Annotated in this window: 16 protein-coding genes; 7 read left to right on the top strand and 9 right to left on the bottom strand. The window is 47.4% G+C overall.

Features of this window, described 5'->3' with window-relative positions:
* Nucleotides 1-284: 284 nt before the first annotated feature.
* From ACEVJK_RS11395 to ACEVJK_RS11385, 3 genes are read left to right on the top strand one after another with little or no spacing between them, the layout of a single operon-like run.
* Nucleotides 285-1,445, top strand: a complete 1,161-nt coding sequence (locus ACEVJK_RS11395) for a hypothetical protein (protein WP_374740605.1) — start codon at nt 285-287, stop codon at nt 1,443-1,445.
* Nucleotides 1,426-1,908 carry a three component ABC system middle component gene (locus tag ACEVJK_RS11390; protein WP_374740604.1) on the top strand — a complete coding sequence of 161 codons (483 nt, stop codon included), beginning with the start codon at nt 1,426-1,428 and terminating at the stop codon, nt 1,906-1,908. Before ACEVJK_RS11395 ends, ACEVJK_RS11390 begins: the two co-directional genes overlap by 20 nt.
* A 1-nt stretch (nt 1,909) precedes the next feature.
* Nucleotides 1,910-3,838, top strand: a complete 1,929-nt coding sequence (locus ACEVJK_RS11385) for a DUF3732 domain-containing protein (protein WP_374740603.1) — start codon at nt 1,910-1,912, stop codon at nt 3,836-3,838.
* 160 nt (nt 3,839-3,998) lie between these two features.
* Here the strand turns inward: ACEVJK_RS11385 and ACEVJK_RS11380 are convergent, their stop codons facing one another.
* From ACEVJK_RS11380 to ACEVJK_RS11350, 7 genes are all read right to left on the bottom strand, one after another.
* Nucleotides 3,999-5,144 carry a tyrosine-type recombinase/integrase gene (locus ACEVJK_RS11380; RefSeq protein WP_374740602.1) on the bottom strand — a complete coding sequence of 382 codons (1,146 nt, stop codon included), beginning with the start codon at nt 5,142-5,144 and terminating at the stop codon, nt 3,999-4,001.
* A gap of 41 nt (nt 5,145-5,185) precedes the next feature.
* Entirely contained in the window at nt 5,186-5,347 is a 162-nt protein-coding gene (locus ACEVJK_RS11375; RefSeq protein WP_262669866.1) for a hypothetical protein, read from the bottom strand.
* A gap of 278 nt (nt 5,348-5,625) precedes the next feature.
* Nucleotides 5,626-7,431: a MobP3 family relaxase gene (mobP3, locus tag ACEVJK_RS11370; RefSeq protein WP_374740601.1), complete on the bottom strand. Its 1,806-nt coding sequence runs from the start codon at nt 7,429-7,431 to the stop codon at nt 5,626-5,628.
* Nucleotides 7,431-7,838, bottom strand: coding sequence for a hypothetical protein (locus tag ACEVJK_RS11365; RefSeq protein WP_374740600.1), 408 nt, complete (start codon nt 7,836-7,838; stop codon nt 7,431-7,433). Before ACEVJK_RS11365 ends, mobP3 begins: the two co-directional genes overlap by 1 nt.
* Nucleotides 7,839-8,235: 397 nt before the next feature.
* On the bottom strand, nt 8,236-8,607 hold the full coding sequence (locus ACEVJK_RS11360) for a hypothetical protein (protein ID WP_374740599.1): 372 nt from the start codon (nt 8,605-8,607) through the stop codon (nt 8,236-8,238).
* Entirely contained in the window at nt 8,601-9,041 is a 441-nt protein-coding gene (locus ACEVJK_RS11355; RefSeq protein ID WP_374740598.1) for a helix-turn-helix domain-containing protein, read from the bottom strand. Before ACEVJK_RS11355 ends, ACEVJK_RS11360 begins: the two co-directional genes overlap by 7 nt.
* On the bottom strand, nt 9,038-9,247 hold the full coding sequence (locus tag ACEVJK_RS11350) for a helix-turn-helix domain-containing protein (protein WP_262669871.1): 210 nt from the start codon (nt 9,245-9,247) through the stop codon (nt 9,038-9,040). Before ACEVJK_RS11350 ends, ACEVJK_RS11355 begins: the two co-directional genes overlap by 4 nt.
* A 506-nt stretch (nt 9,248-9,753) precedes the next feature.
* On the opposite strand from ACEVJK_RS11350, the gene ACEVJK_RS11345 reads away from it, so the two are divergent.
* Entirely contained in the window at nt 9,754-10,731 is a 978-nt protein-coding gene (locus tag ACEVJK_RS11345) for a DUF6076 domain-containing protein (RefSeq protein ID WP_374740597.1), read from the top strand.
* A gap of 147 nt (nt 10,732-10,878) precedes the next feature.
* On the opposite strand, the gene ACEVJK_RS11340 is transcribed toward ACEVJK_RS11345, so the two are convergent.
* Together ACEVJK_RS11340 and ACEVJK_RS11335 are read right to left on the bottom strand one after the other, a co-directional pair.
* The gene (locus tag ACEVJK_RS11340; RefSeq protein WP_374740596.1) at nt 10,879-12,054 is read right to left on the bottom strand and encodes a HindVP family restriction endonuclease; all 1,176 of its coding nucleotides are present in this window, start codon (nt 12,052-12,054) and stop codon (nt 10,879-10,881) included.
* 46 nt (nt 12,055-12,100) lie between these two features.
* Nucleotides 12,101-13,156, bottom strand: a complete 1,056-nt coding sequence (locus ACEVJK_RS11335) for a HindVP family restriction endonuclease (protein WP_262669874.1) — start codon at nt 13,154-13,156, stop codon at nt 12,101-12,103.
* 116 nt (nt 13,157-13,272) lie between these two features.
* On the opposite strand from ACEVJK_RS11335, the gene ACEVJK_RS11330 reads away from it, so the two are divergent.
* From ACEVJK_RS11330 to ACEVJK_RS11320, 3 genes are all read left to right on the top strand, one after another.
* Complete coding sequence (locus ACEVJK_RS11330; protein WP_262669875.1) at nt 13,273-14,430, top strand: DNA cytosine methyltransferase; 1,158 nt, start codon at nt 13,273-13,275, stop codon at nt 14,428-14,430.
* Nucleotides 14,431-14,435: 5 nt separating this feature from the next.
* Nucleotides 14,436-14,855 carry a very short patch repair endonuclease gene (locus ACEVJK_RS11325; protein ID WP_087287388.1) on the top strand — a complete coding sequence of 140 codons (420 nt, stop codon included), beginning with the start codon at nt 14,436-14,438 and terminating at the stop codon, nt 14,853-14,855.
* A 380-nt stretch (nt 14,856-15,235) separates the two neighbouring features.
* Nucleotides 15,236-15,484, top strand: a complete 249-nt coding sequence (locus ACEVJK_RS11320; RefSeq protein ID WP_374740595.1) for a hypothetical protein — start codon at nt 15,236-15,238, stop codon at nt 15,482-15,484.
* Nucleotides 15,485-15,631: the final 147 nt, after the last annotated feature.

Below are 15,631 nucleotides of genomic sequence, written 5' to 3'. Positions count from 1 at the left end.
CGAGTAACTCAAATCAAGTTCCTATCCATGGACTTTTCCTAAAGAATCCCCTTGTTGCTCGAAAATGGCGTATGTTTTTTGTTGTGGATAGACCAAAATCTTGAACTTTCCAATATTATTTTTTATAATAACTTTACGGTGTGCCTTATCACCACCAAGGTAGCCGTATGAGATCGTTCTTGTGCGGTTTTCATTCTGACACGCAATGGCAGCAAACGTAATTGTGGTTGATCCCTAGTTCCCTAAAGAGCATGATGTGTTTACCAAAACTGAAGGGGGGAGTTATGGTGACAAAAGCAATAAATGATGCAACAGGACAAAAAGCCGGCGACATTTTTCAATATTTAGTAGCCCTGCGAGACTGCTTTGAGCTTGAAGACGGGGATACGCTTCAAATCGAGGTCAATGGCGATGTAAGTATTCTTACTGGAACTGTTGGAAAGTTTCAAAAGGAAGTAAAGCATCATTTTGGGAAAACATCTCTGAGTGATAGGGATATTGATTTCTGGAAGACAGTGGCAAACTGGTACGAGGACTTTGAGAGAATAAAGTCATTTAACGATTTGATCCTATACTGTACTTCAGACATAAAAACAACATCGCCGTTTTATGGTTGGAACAAACTAAGCAAAGAGGCTAAATTAGTTAAACTTGAAGAGATTGGCTCCATTACGAAAGAGCGGGAAAAAGCATTTCGAGAGCAATATTCACGAATTTTTTATGATGGTTATAATAAAGATAATTTGTTGAAAATACTGGATAAATTTTCAATTGAGTCGTCTCGTAAAAATATAGTTGGTATCTCTGACGAGTTCTCAAAATTTATTGGACATATTCCAAAGGACAACAGAGATTCCTTTATTGGCGCATTGCTTGGTCGGATTTTAATTTTAGTAAAAGATCCTCCGCACAAGTGGGAATTGACCCGCGCCGCATTTGATAAGATGTTGGAGGCCGAGTCCGCAGCACATGGAGAAGCTCAAAAAAAACCATTACCAACAGAATTTGCACAAAGCGAGATTCCTAACGATCAAGAAGATGCATTAAAGGATAAACGATTTGTTAAGGCCATATGCGATATTGAGTATCAACAAATGGTGCCTGGAGCCGTATCAGATTACTGGAAAATGGACATGACTGTTGCTAAGTATTTTCGTGATGACCTTATGTATTTATCAAGCATTGATGCATACAGAGGAGATCTATCCCAAAAACTTTTATATGCAAAAGAGAATAAAAAACTGGATGCAATTGGCAAATCGGCTCCTGAAAAAATTCTGCTGTCAAAGCGACTGTATCTTGATGCGATGCAGTGGAATGCTACCGATTTTGGATCGATAATCAACAACCAGAGTTTCTTTCAGCATGGTGTAATCCATGATATTGTTGACGATGGTGATTTCGAATGGAAAGTAGGCGGAGAGGATGAGCATCAGTCAAATTAAGAAGCTCAGCATGAACGAGCATTACTATGCACTTTTGCTGCAATGCTTTCTTACAGGATATGGACGCCCGTGCCATGTTAAGGTAGCATTTATGTCTTTGCCTATTTTAATGTCCTCAAAATCAAGAGAAAAACTGAAGACAGCCAGAAAAACAAGTCGAATCGACACAATCTTTTCAGAAAAGCAAAAGATATGTGAAAATGATATCTCAGGCAGAGAACGACTATCAGGATTTGTACAGCGGTATAACATTCTTCTCCCTTATGGCAAAAAAGCATTGATAATCCTTTCTTCAGAAAATAAAGCAACAGTAGTAGGCAGAAAAATAGGCCTGTTGAAAAATGTAGATTATAAAACTTATAGTGGTGAAGTAAGAGAATGGCTCCGCTGTGCTTTTTATCTGGGTACTATTTTTTCTAAGACTACATATGGCCACTTAGCATACTATTTAGGGGTGGAATGAAATGAAAAGTTATATTCAGGCAATTGTACTGTTTAATAAAAACGGTGAGAAAAGGGTTGTCGCTTTGGAACCTGGCGTAAACATAATTACTGGTGAATCGAAGACTGGTAAGAGCGCTTTGGTTGAGATAATAGACTACTGCTTGTGTAGCACCCGTTGTACGGTTCCAAAGGGGAAAATAACAAACTTTACACATTTGTATGTATTGGTCATGTACATCAAGGATCATAAAATTGTGATTGCTCGCCAAAGCTGGAATAATGGTGGGAAAATGTATATATCACGGGAAAATGCCGACTTTGACGCAAAAGCCATTGAATTGAATTATTTTGAGGAGAAATATTTTCGAAGTTGCAAAGAAGTTCAGTATGAAATCGAGTCTGAATTGCACCTGCTTGTTTCCAATATGGTGACAGATGAAGATCAAAATGAAAAAAAAGCATCCTTGCGTAATATGACATCATATATGTTCCAACACCAAAATCTAATGGCCAGTAAATTTGCTCTGTTTTACCGTTTTACTGATTATTACAAAAGAAAGGATGTTATCGATCAATTCCCTATATTTGCAGGTATGATCGGTCAAGAATATTATAGTGCTCTAATTGAACTAAATAATCTCAAGACACAGCTTAGGCGAAAAGAAAAGCAGCAAAAAGCAAATGCAAGGAGTACAGCATATATAAAAAAGAACCTGCAACCGCTTTTGCACGATTATTATGCGTTGCTTAATATGCAGTTAGACGAAACCCTCACCGCACAAAAAATGCTTAAACTATCCAAAGAACTCCCCGGATTTGACGATTCACAGTTTTTTGGAGAAAAAGAAATTGTTGTCAGGTACAATAGACTAAACACAGAACTGGAGTCTTTGCTTGACAAAGAACGGGATATCAGGCTACGAATAGAAAGAATCAGTTCTTCGTCCGAAACTGGTGAAAGTTTTGCAGCGATGTTAGACCAATTAAAGCAGCAAACGGATTCAGCTCCCGTTGAAGGTTCTCTGTATACATGCCCTTTATGCGGACATGAATGCGCAGAAATTACAGAAGATGATAATGAACTAGTTGAGGCGACCAAATGGCTTGATAATGAACTTCAGATTACCGAAAAGTATACTATGGATTTTTCTGAGGACGTAAGAAAGCTTAATGAAGGACTTAGAATAATTGAAGGCGAAATTAAAGATACCTTGCAGCAAATAAAAATTCTCGAGAAGAAGTTTATGACATCCAAAGAACTAGTATCAAAGCGTGAAAAAGCGAATTATGCTAAGGCCCGAATTATGCTTTATGCAGAAATGAGTGATACGGGTGTTTTTGAAACAGTTGATGAGGATATTGAGATCCTGAAGAATGACATTGTAAGGCTTGAAGAGAAACTTGCTGGTTATGATTTACCGACTCAATTAAGCAAGGCTCAAACATTTCTGTCGGAAAACATGAATCAGTTGTCTCACACGCTAGACTTCGAAAAAGAGTATAACCCAATCAATCTAAACTTCGGATTGGTTGACCAGACTTTCGATTTGTATCATCATCAAAACGGAAAGGATAAAATCTACCTATACGAAATGGGTAGTGGTGCAAACTGGGTATCTTGTCACATTGCTCTGTTTCTAAGTTTCCTCAGGTTGTTTTCATCTAACGAAAAATCTCCAATGCCGTTGTTTCTTTTCTTTGATCAGCCAAGCCAGGTATACTTCCCTCGTGGAGATGAAAAAACGAACGAGTTGCCGCACACAGATATTGTAGCGGTAGGAAAGATGTATAAAACTATTTTTGATGAGGTTCACGGTATTGAAAGAGACACGGGCGTACTTCCGCAAATTCTGATAGTAGATCATGTGGATGGGCATGCATTGGAAATAAAAGATGAATTTTTGCAGTATACTCGATATAATTGGGTAGATGGAAGGGCATTGATTTGATATTGATGTACCTTACAATAAAATGCATATCCTAATTCTAAGATTTGATGAGTGTACTTATATTTGTCGTAATGACTTTTTAAGCTAAATGATGCCCGGATATGCCTGCATTTTCAAGGCTTTCCGGGCATCAAATATGTAATATGCCAAAACAAAAGCCTCAATTCTTTTCCGTGTTCACGGTCGCTTCAAAACCTTGTGCTCTAAGAGGCGTTAGTATCGTAGGAACACAAAAGAAAATTGGGAGGAACAAAAAGGGTGGCGGGGTTTCGACTGCAAATCCTGTTGAAGAAAGAGGGCCTTTGTCGAATTGTGCATACGTGTGTCGAAGATCGTGGAATCGGATCGCAGGCAGGTCGGCCACTCTTAAGATCCGCTTCATCCAGTAGTAGGCGGCGCTGGGGCGCACCGGCTTCTCCGGAGCCAGCGGTTCCGGGAAGATCCACTGGCTGACGGCGTGCTTCTTCCGCTCCTTCAGCCGCTGGACGGTGCTGGGCGGCAGACGGATGGTCCGCCGGCCCTGGCTGGTCTTCGTCTCGCCAATCTCCAGCTCCCCAGCCTTGGGGACATTCACCGACCGGAGGACCTTCAGCGTCCCGGCCTTCTCGTCGAAGTCCTGCCACATGAGGCCGCAGATCTCGCCCCGGCGCAGGCCGGTGGTCAGTTCCGTGTAGAAGAAGTCCCGCCAGATCTCGTTGCGGTCCACCGCTGCCAAGAATGTGTCCATCTGCTCCTTCGTGAGGATCTGCTTGGGTCGATAGCTGGCCTTGGGCACCACGGCCCCGTCGGTGGGGTTCCGGGCGATCACATGGGCGGCCTCCGCATCCTTCAGGCAGCGGTGGAGCATGGCGTGGATGCGGAGCACCATGGTGTCCGACAATTCATGGCCGTGTTCCGGGTGCTCACGGACGCGGCCCTCGTGTTTCAGCTTTCGGTACAGCTTCTGGATGTCCATGCGGGTCACCCGGGAGACGATCTTGTCCCCCAGATAGGGTTTGATGTAGCACCGGATGAACTGCTCGTAGCTGCGCAGGGTGTTGGGCCGCAGGGTGGCAGCGCCGTAGTCCTCCATCCACCGGTCCAGCCACTCGCCAAGGGTCATGCGGCTGTCCTCGGTGAGCTCCACATCCTGAAAGGCCTCCAGATCTCGGTGGAGCTTCTCCAGCAGTTCCTTCTGGGTTTTGGCCAGGACATACCGGAAGATGGGCTCGCCGTTTTGCTTGTGGCCCACCACGATGCGGCCCTCCCAGCGGCCGTCCTCTCTTTTTCTCACCATGCCGTCGCCGGACGGTCGTCGCTTTCCCATATTGATTCACCTGCTTTCTCTGTTTATGATGTTGTGGTTTCTCAGATAGATCCTTCTGCCTCTATCTTCCGCCTGGCCTGTTCCTCTTGGTCGGTGTCGAAGGAGTAGGGCTCCAGTTCCCCGGCGATGCTCAGCCCCAGACGGAGACCGGCGGTGAAGCCCTCCAGGGAGGTGCGCTCCTGCCACAGGGACTGGGCGTTCACCAGGGCCAGCAGGAGCTTCCACTGCTCCCGGTCCAGTGTGGCTTTCAGGGCCTGCTCCGCCTAGTCCATTTCCCGCTCTTCCTCAGTGCCCTCCGGCTCCTGACAGAACCGCTGGTGCAGGGCCTTCATGTAGTCGTTCATGTGTGCCGCCTCCTTTTCAGCAACACACAATACCCGAACTGCATCAAAATAGCCACCCCCAACCGCAACTATTTTCAGAAAGTTATCATCTGCGGGGGGCTTTTATCTTTGACTCTGCGGCGCAGTTTCTGATATACCTACCACCCCATGGTCATGCCGCCCATGTCCTGCCGGGGAGCCTCCTCATGGTCGTCCGGCTTGTGGCCCATGGCGATTTTCTTTTCCTGGATTTTCCGCCGCAGCTTTCGGTCCACCCGCTGTCCCACCGGAGCGGCAGGCGGCACCGAGTTGTCACGAAAAATCTGGCCCAGGTGGTGGAGCAGCCGGGTGGCCGACAGGAATACATTGGGCCTGCGCACCCGGTCGAAGTGTTCCAGAAAGAAGGCGGCGTACTCGTTTCCCTGTTCTGCCGATTGGCAGAAATATTCCCAGGCCCGCCCCCGATCCTGTTTGACATCCTGGCCGGTGAAGTACAGTTTTCCCAGAGTGTACTGGGCATACTGGTTCCCGTGTTCGGCGGAGTCGGTGAGATAGGCCACCGCTTTTGGCACGTCTTTCGGGACATCTTCCCCCTCCAGATACAGCTTTCCCAGGCGGTAGGCAGCCCAGGAGTTCCCCTGCGCCGCCGCTTTTCCATACCAGGATACCGCCTCATCCGTTCTCTTCTGACTTTGCAGGAGTTTTCCCAGCGCGTATTGGGCGAAGTCATATCCCGCGTCAGCCGCCCGCCGGAACCACAGTTCCGCCTGATGGTCATCGGGGAGAACGCCCCGCCCGTCCCGCCAGCACTTGCCCAGCTGATAGGCGGCCAGGGAGAACCCTCTCTGCCAGAGCTGTTCCAGCACCTGTACCTGCTCCGCTTTTTCGCTCTCTGGGTTTTCGTACTCCTCCAGCACCTCCTTGGCACTCTGGTAGGCCTCGGTCATCTGCCAGTCGGAGTCCCAGACGAAGTACACCGCATCCTGGTCCTCATCCGCTTCATCTCTCACGCGGACATCCTCGAAGGTAACCGTGCCCAACCGGAGCCGCTCCGCCTCCCGGATGACCATGTTCTTGATGGCTTTGAACTCCTTCTGCTGGGAGAGGGGCAGGTGTTCTCTGGGCGAATCCTTGTAGTAACGCTCCAGTTCATCCCGGAGTTGATTCCACTGTTCATAGCACTCCGCCACCTCCGGTACCTTGGCCAGTTCATCCACGATGGCATCCACTCGCGCCTTTACCGGTTTTTTCAAATAGCCGTAGACCTTCTTGCCCTGGTGCTCCTCCAGCATTTTGGCCAGCGTCTCCATCTGCTCTGCAATGGTCGGGCTGTGGCACAGACCTGTTTCCATCTCCCGGATGAGCCGTCCCATGGTCTCCGCCGCCTGGTTCCGAACCTGTTGATAGGACAGGTCTTTCTGCTGATACAGGGACAACAACCCGTCTCGAAAGATCTCATTGGACAGCTGGGAGCGCATGTTCTCGATCCCTTTTTCCGTGAGATACCCCTGCTTGGGGTCCGCCGACCAGACCATCATGTGGATGTGGGGATGGTGTTTCTCATCGTGGAAGGCGGCACACCAACGAAAACTGCTTGGCGGTATTTTCATCGCTGTCGCCAATTCTGCTTGATGAGCCAGCAATAACCTGCGCCAGCTCTTGCTGTTCTCATAGCCCAGCCGGTGAGCGTCCTCCCGTTTCAGGGAGTAGACGAAGGTCCACACCGGCCCGGTGTGCCCGTTGATCTCCTCCATGGTTTTCTCCAGATCAGCGGAACCGCCGGCGGAGAACAGGCCGTGAGAGCGGGGACGCTGGGCCATATATTCCAGGTAGCCGCCGCCGTCGTGTGCGTGGTGCGGAGCCTCGATGAGCTCCACACCCTCCCGGGTGGCGATGTACTCGGCGTAGTGTCCGCCGCCGTTTCCCGGCTTGATGTAGCCTGACTTCTGGATCAACCCCGGCATCACTCAGCCTCCTGTTGATAGCGGACAGCGTCTTCGAAACTAATCTCACCGTTGGTTTCCTTCACCTCTTTGACGCACCGTACCCGGGCTTTTCGCAGCTGATCCGGGTCGATCTCTATATCAGCGGCCAGGATATTCCCCATGAGGTTTTGGTCCGCCGACAGCTTGAACAGCAGGTGACCCATCCGTTTGCCCAGAGCTCCCAGCTTGCCCTCCAGCACATCGGCCAGGACCCGGGGCAGGTAAGCATCGGCAGATTCCGTGTCCAGGTAACCGGAGTAGAACCGGATGGCCTTTTCGATAAATTCATTTCTGGTAGAGCAGTTATCTCGCCGGTAGCGCGATTCCACCTCGGTCCAGGCGGATTCACTGAGCCAGACGGAATGTTTCTTATTTTCCTTTTTCAAATTCAAAATCCTCTCCTTATTGCATCAGCGCCGCCCGAAAGCCTGTCACAGCGGGGATTCAGGCGGCTTTTGAGAAAAAACAGCGCCAATCTCAAATCGGGTTGGTCGGAACAGCGCCAACTCCAACCCCTGAAACCGCCCGCACTGCGGGCGGAAGTGACCGCCCAGGCGCAACAAAAGCGCCAGGGCTTTCTCCTGCTCCTCGTCGTCGCAAGCTCCATATCCCTCGTTTCCGCCCCCGCAGGGGTGAAAACTCGCTCATTCCGCTGCTCCGCCTCTCCCCAGCGAACCCGCTCCGCTGGGTTTCGCCGGGGGCCCCATTTTGCCCTGTCCTGAAGCCTTGCCCAAAATCGGGCCAAATCCGCCCTGAAAGCCCTCTTTGGGGGCACATAACGGCTCACAGGCCGTTACACGGGGAGAGTTGCTTGCTGCAGGGGACGGCGTACTGCGGCAAAAAGATCCCGAAGTATTCCTCTGGGCCGGACACCAGATGCCGGCGCATCATCTCGCCGCACTGAAACATCTGGAACACCGCATTTCGATGGCAGGCCTTGATCTCCTCACGGCACTCCCTCGCAAAGATTCTTTGTTCATCTGTCAGGGTTCCACGGCTCTCATCGCAGAGGAACAGGGCCACCCCGTCTTCGTCGATAGACTCCTCATGTGTACGGTTCCACTGGTTGACAATGTACCGCCGCATGTCTATGGTGCGCCGTGCTGACAGAGACGGGTCCTGATCGATCATACAGTCGATCAGCTGCATCAGCATCCGGATGCACACTCCTTTCTCTCCAGCGCCGCCATGTGCTGCTCCGCTCTCTGTCGTTCCAAAGCCAGGTCAGCTGCGCGGAACTGCCGTTCATAGAACTGTTCGATGGACATCTGGATGGGCAGGATGTAGTAACGCAGACAGCCGTTGAGGGTGCGGCCGTCCCGGGTGGTGACGGTGGTGCGCTCCGTCCGGATTAGACCGCGATCCTCCAGCTCGGTCACATACTTGCGCACCGTGTTGACGCTCATCCCCACCGCCTCTCCGATGGTCCGGTAGCTGGCCACGCACTGGTAGGTCCTCCGGTCCTCCCGGTGGAGGAGAAATCCGTAGACTGCAATTGCCCCGGCGGACAGTCCCAGGGAGAAGATCTCGTTGGGGAGGGGGAAGTAGTTCTTGATAGAGTCCCGCTTGGGCCAGTGCTGTTTTCTCATTTCACACCTCCCGACTGTCCCTCCGCCCACTGGATGAACTTTTCTTTTGGAACTACCATACGGCTCCCCACCCGCAGCGTGGGGAAACCGGGATCGTTGAGTAGCTCGTAGGCGGTGGAGATGGACACGCCCAGCACCTGCGCCACCATCTTGGCGTTGAGGAACAGGGGCAGGTCGTCGTAGGATTTGTAGACAGACAGTTTCAATGTTTAGTACCTCCGGTGTTTCAAATTCAGAGAAAATATTTCTTGCGTTTCGGAGGTCTCTCTGTTAAACTGAAACACAGATCAGGCTGTGTTTTCCGAAACGCGGCAGGCCGCTGAACTGTTGCAGCAGTTCGGCGGCCTTTTTTGCAGGAACTGTCTTTTTAGATCTGTCTGGCCATGCACCATACCGGTTCCTGCCCTGCGGCCTTGTTTGACCAACACAGCGTTTTCTTCCCCTTGGTACGCTCAATTGTCGGTGCTCTGTGACAACGTCCTGGCGTTACTTCTCTGGGGAGTATCGTCTCTGGTGATGGATATTCGGTTTTCAAGGTGCCATTCCGAATGTTTGGGACCAGTTTCCCGTTGACAATCGGATTTTCCGGTGTTAGACTATTGTAAGATTGTTTTGACAGTCCCCTGTGAGAGTATTGTAGCATGTGAACCTACCCCCTCGTTAAGACTATTTTATAAATTTTTTACGATTGTCTATTTTGGAGGGTGCCGACATGTGGTATGCCAAGATGTACTTCTCTGAGAAAAAAGAGGTTTTCCAATTCGATAGCTACGGGGTCCAGGGCGTTCCCTCGACCTACAAGGAACTCCCATTCCTGGAGAGCCTCCTCTCTTTTCTGGAGATAGACTGTAAAGAGCTGGAGCATCTGTTACGACAGGCTTATGAAAACTGGTCCCTTCTGATCGACAGGGATGATAGAGATGCTGGGGTTCGTACTTTAATGGATCTGGGTGACCTTGGGAGCCAGCACATCTACCTGCATCTTCTGTATGTGCGCTGGTTTGAGCGATTTGGACGCATGGGGATCAACCAGGACCGGGGAAGCAGGGAGGATCAGGAGATGCTGGAGGAACTGCAGGACCTTCCGAAACAGCTTCCGCTATATCAGCAGCAGGTACAGCGTTTCTTTGATCTCGTTTTGGATGTGGACAAGGCGGGGCGTGATCCCCAGCAGCAGGCGTCGGCCCACTATCTCTACGATGCCCCCAAGGACCCGTCTCTGTTCTCCTTCCGGCCTATCCCCCTCAGCTTTGAGCCGGTGGAGCCGGGCCGGTGCTCTCCGGTCCTGTATCCCCTCCACATCTCGGACATGATCGACTACTCCCTGCGTAGCTGTGTGGAGCGTGGAATCACCGTCCGGCGGTGTAAGAACTGCGGACGCTGGTTCCCCCAGACCGGCCGGGTCAGCGCGGAATACTGTGAGCGCCCGGTGGCCTCCGGTCAGCAGACCTGCCGGGAGGCCGGGGCCTTCCAGCAGTGGACCAAGAAGCAGTCCGACGATCCGGTGTTCAAGGCCTACCGCAAGGAGTACAAGAAGCGCTTTGCCTGGATCAAGGCTGGCCGTATCACCGACGAGCAGTTCTACGCCTGGAGCGAACAGGCCAGAGAGATGAAAAAGAAATGCGACCGGGAGGTCATCACCCCGGAGGAGTTCGAGGATTGGCTGAAGAACTCAAAGGTGCTGCTCTGACAGCGGCCTGTTTCAAAACAGAGAAAGGGACTGGCCGCCGCCAGTCCCTTGTATTCTTTGATATAGCGTATCATTTTTAAGTCATTAAATGATAATGATTTCATCCGGATTACTCACTTATTAAAACTGGAAATATGTTTACTCATATTAAAAATTACCGGAATTATATAGCCCTGTTTTTTCCATAATATATATACTTTGATCAAACCGACGCTCTGGTTTTAACCTTTTTTCCCCGCCATTTAAGATGATAGAATGTAGGATTTTGCGTGGAAATCGTGGCTTATAGTAGGTATCATTCTTACCACCACGTTTCTTACGTGCCGTAATAAATTCTCTTGTCCCAGCACCATTTACCGATAATTCTTTGTCTGTCTGATATCCCTCTGGGACTTTAATGGCTCCCAAATTAATACGTCTATCAATATCACTACTGCCACTCCCTATATATAAGTATTGAATGAATTTTGATAAGCATCGTGCCGCGCGACAAGCCGTAGGATCATCAGTCTGTGTATCAGGAACCTTGGTTAAAAACAGCTTAACATATGCCAAATTGCTCCAAGCAATCAGGTCAAGTGCATGCTCTTTGTCCAATTCATGATCTTGCGCATTTGTCTTCCAAATAGGCTGCAGTAACAATGGGATTTGCTTTTTGTGGTACTTTTTGCAAATCTGTGCAATCGCGGCTTTCATTTGTCGCGAATTCCCAGTTAGCGTTGCGTTATGTTCCCAACCATTTTCATTGCTCAAAGTAATCCAAACATCATGAAGCGTTTCTTTGATGTTTGCAAATTCTCTCGAAAATTTACATTGATCAAGTAATCCCAGCGCAGCATACAAAGTAGTTGTAGGACGAATTACAATTTCACTACCAGGATTGTCTGGTGTGTTAATTGTCGAATTATCCGGAACAACTGTCATTTTAATTTCAAGTGCACGCAGACTTTTATAATCTTCCGGTGCCTTGTCTTCTTCAAACTGTTTCACTACCAAGTCAATTTTTTTCGCTCGTCGTAGCCGCTTTGTGCTGCCGAATCCACCCTCAAGAAATTTCTCATACGGCGTATATACATCCTCAAATGAAAAATATAACTCTTCTGCAGTTAGTCCGTTACAGTTAAATAGTTCATCGACTCCTATTTCATCGATAACGATATTAAAGTTTGCATCGGTAGTTACATACTTGACTTTCTGAGGCGGATCACATTTCCACAAATAATTAGCAAATGCAACTGGGAAGGTAGAGTTAAATACATTCTTACTCCACAAATCTTCATTTGAGTGATTAGAGTGTTCAATGCCAAGCAGTTTTGCACACATTTTTTCACCCTCTTTTAGTATAAATAATTACAACCTACATATGTGACTATGTCTCTCTTGCAGTAAAATACAATGTTTGATCAAATCTACGTTCTGGACTCAGTTTCTCAATATAGCCTGGTTGGATAATCTCATTCACGACACTTTTATGAAGAAACGGTCTTGTTATACGTTCTGCAGTAACGTATTGACGCCACTTTGAACCTCCGATAGCGAATTCCTTGTCTGTTTGGTTCCCAAACGCCATCTGACGATAGATATCCACCACTCGTATTTTACCAGACTTACTCAATTCCCATAAACAACGTGCAAGGCGGGCTGAGGCTCTCATTGGGCGACTCATAGTTGCCGCTACTTCGTAAGATGCATCAACGAACAATCGCGAGAATGCATAATCACTCCAAACGACAATATCAAAAGCTTGCTCCGCCAGAAGGGGAGATTTACCCTGCGTTTTCCAAATCGTTTGCATTAACAACGGTTTCTGCTTATCGAGATATTTACGTTCAAATGTATCTATGCTTTGGCTGATGCGTGGCATCTTATGAGTCATCTCATAATCATTGTCCCACATCTGAATCGCAGCACAAGCATCTTCAAAAATCTCTCTCACATCCCTTGCGTCATTTTTAACCGTATCGTACATACCCAATGCACAATAAGATGTGGTCGCTGATCTTACGACTAATTCGCATCCCCACTTATCTTCAGTCTGCCGGCTTGTAGAATCGGTCGGAAGTACTGTTAACTTTACTTCAAGCGGAGACAAATAATTGCCATTCAAATCTTTAATAACCAAGTCAATACCATCAATTGCATCAAAAGAATATTGTTGGTATGGTTCAAAAACAGTTTCAAAATTGAAAGATAACTCTGAAGCAGACTTTACGCCACAGTTAAATACATCCCTTATAGAAATTTCTGCGGAAACAGTTTTCAATTCCCCATCAACATCTTCCAGTTTGATATAAATGGCGGGAAAATCATGTTCCATCATATAGCTTGCCATAGCAGCGGGAAAACTGGAATTAAAGCAATTCTTGCCCCAATGATCGTTTGAATCCCTATTTGAGTGCTCAATTCCATACAAACCAGTAGGCATTCTACGCACCTCCACTACACTAATAATTCAAATAATGACGTCATCTCTTGACGCCGTCGCACAAGTATGCTAAAATCCTTTATAAAATAATAACATGACAGAAAGTGGTTGTCTATATGCGAGTCGTTGATTTGTTTGCCGGGTGTGGAGGACTTTCACTTGGCTTTCAAAATGCCGGTTTTAGAATTGTGGGTGCATTTGAATTTTGGGATATTGCACTTGAAACTTATAAACTTAATTTTAAGCACCCAATATATAAACAAGATCTGTCGGATGTGGATACAGCAGTAAATTTGATCAATGCTTTAGCTCCTGATATGATAATAGGAGGGCCTCCTTGTCAAGATTTTAGTCATGCAGGCAAGCGCATAGAAACTGAGCGGGCTGGTCTAACCGGTAATTTTGCGGAAATTATTTCTGCTGTAAAACCTCGCTACTTTGTAATGGAAAACGTTGATAGAGCGAAAGACTCTGTCGCATATGCTTACGCTAAGAGTGTTTTTAAGAATGCTGGGTATGGAATTACCGAAACGACACTTGATGCATCTCATTGTGGTGTTCCCCAAAAGAGAAAAAGATTTTTTGTTTTAGGTATCCTTGGAGGAAACGATGGTTTTGCAACTGAATGGTTAGACAATCACCAAACCAAGAAGGAAACAACCATCAGAGATTATTTTGGGAGTAATGTACTTGGATTTGAGTATTATTATAGGCATCCCAGAAATTATAATCGCAGAGCAATATATAGCATAGATGAACCTGCGCCGACAATGCGAGGCGTGAACCGTCCTGTTCCTAAAGGGTATCCTGGTCACCTTCTTGATCCCCATCCTGTTGATGAAACAGTGAGAGCTTTAACTACATTAGAGCGCGCTTTGATTCAAACATTTCCTGCTGGATACAAATGGGCGGGAAGTAAAACTGACATAGAACAGATGATTGGAAATGCTGTTCCTGTCAAATTGGCAGAGTTCGTTGCAACTTGTATGTCTCAATATGTTGTTGAAATCCCTGATTATTCTGGTTTCGAAACATGGCTCCACAAGACGAATTATTCTGATAGAGTAGTAAGTGATATTGTTAGCCGCTTAAAGCGAGCAAACAAAATAATTGCGGATGACCCAACTCCGACATACTTGTTTCTTCTTGAACGAACGGACGCTTTTTTAAAGATTGATGCTTCGGTAAGGAGTCAGATTAAAAAAGCTGTTTCGTTGTATATTGAATATAAGTTTGATACAATTGCTCGGCATCATGCCAATCCTAATTTATAACTATTATGAGTGATATATTTGATAAAAGGACGCGATCAGAAATAATGCGTTCAGTTAAAAGCAAGAACACCAAAAGTACAGAACTTGCCCTAATAAAACTTTTTAAAGAAAACCACATTACTGGTTGGCGGCATAATTACAATGTAAAAGGACATCCGGATTTTGTGTTTCTTAACAAAAGAATTGCCATTTTTGTTGACGGCTGCTTTTGGCATGGGCATGATTGTCGAAATACACGACCAGCAGACCATGCTGAGTATTGGGCAAAAAAGCGCGAACGCAACATTCAACATGATAAAGAGATAACATTGATGTTTGAGAAAAGAGGATGGACCGTTGTGCGCATATGGGAATGTGAACTAAAGAAGAAAAATCTCCCGCAAACTAAAGAACGTATTCTCTCTTTACTTGTTTCGAATGATTAAAAAGGCAATTGTAAGATAAAACTCCAGAGAATTGGATTAAAGAAAACGCTACTGAGAATTGTTAAAATGGTGGTTCCCAGTTACTTTCTTAATGCATCAATCTTCCATTGTAATGCGGCTAAATTCAAGAAGCTTCTTGTTGCCTTTTTCCTTTTCGGAAGTTCCTATTCTTTGAATAGGTGTGTGAAAAATTGATACGCCCGCCGCGCAGAAAAGACTTGCTTAACGGCCCAGGCAGAGGTACAATAGCCCAAACCGCAGAAAGGATTAAAATAATGGGTTATCACCATTTTTCTTCTTGGCAGATAGGCTGCCTGTAAGAGAGCATGTTTCCTTGACGACTCTTGCAGACGGCCTGAACTGTCAAGGAGTGAGCACAATTGAACAGAGACCGCAGTTACTATCGTAAGCAGCGCATGCGTGCCATCCATCGCAAGGAAACGATCCTCCGCCAGCTTGGAGGAGAAGAGAATGTCCTTGCGTGGGAACACGGCACCGCCGGACGGCTGTCCAAGGGGAAGATTCACTGCTCCTGCTGGATGTGCCGCAGAAAGTCGTATGACGATCCCCGAATTCGGGATAAGCGGGCGGCCATGGATGCCGCCCAGCAACTGCTGGAAAGCGAGTAACTTCTCTCACGAAAAAACGCTTCCGGGCCGGGATCGGCAGCCACCTGCCGCCCCTGGTCAGGAAGCGTTTTTGACCCCATATTTGACCACAGTCAGGGCCGGAACACATGGAAACAGCGGATTTAAGAGCGTCAAAAAATATTCAAT

It is taken from the genome of Flintibacter sp. P01028 (genome assembly GCF_041925235.1).
GTDB classification, from domain to species: domain Bacteria; phylum Bacillota; class Clostridia; order Oscillospirales; family Oscillospiraceae; genus Lawsonibacter; species Lawsonibacter aceti.
The sequence above is the reverse complement of the archived record's forward strand: the minus strand, read 5'-3'. Positions and strand labels throughout refer to the sequence as shown.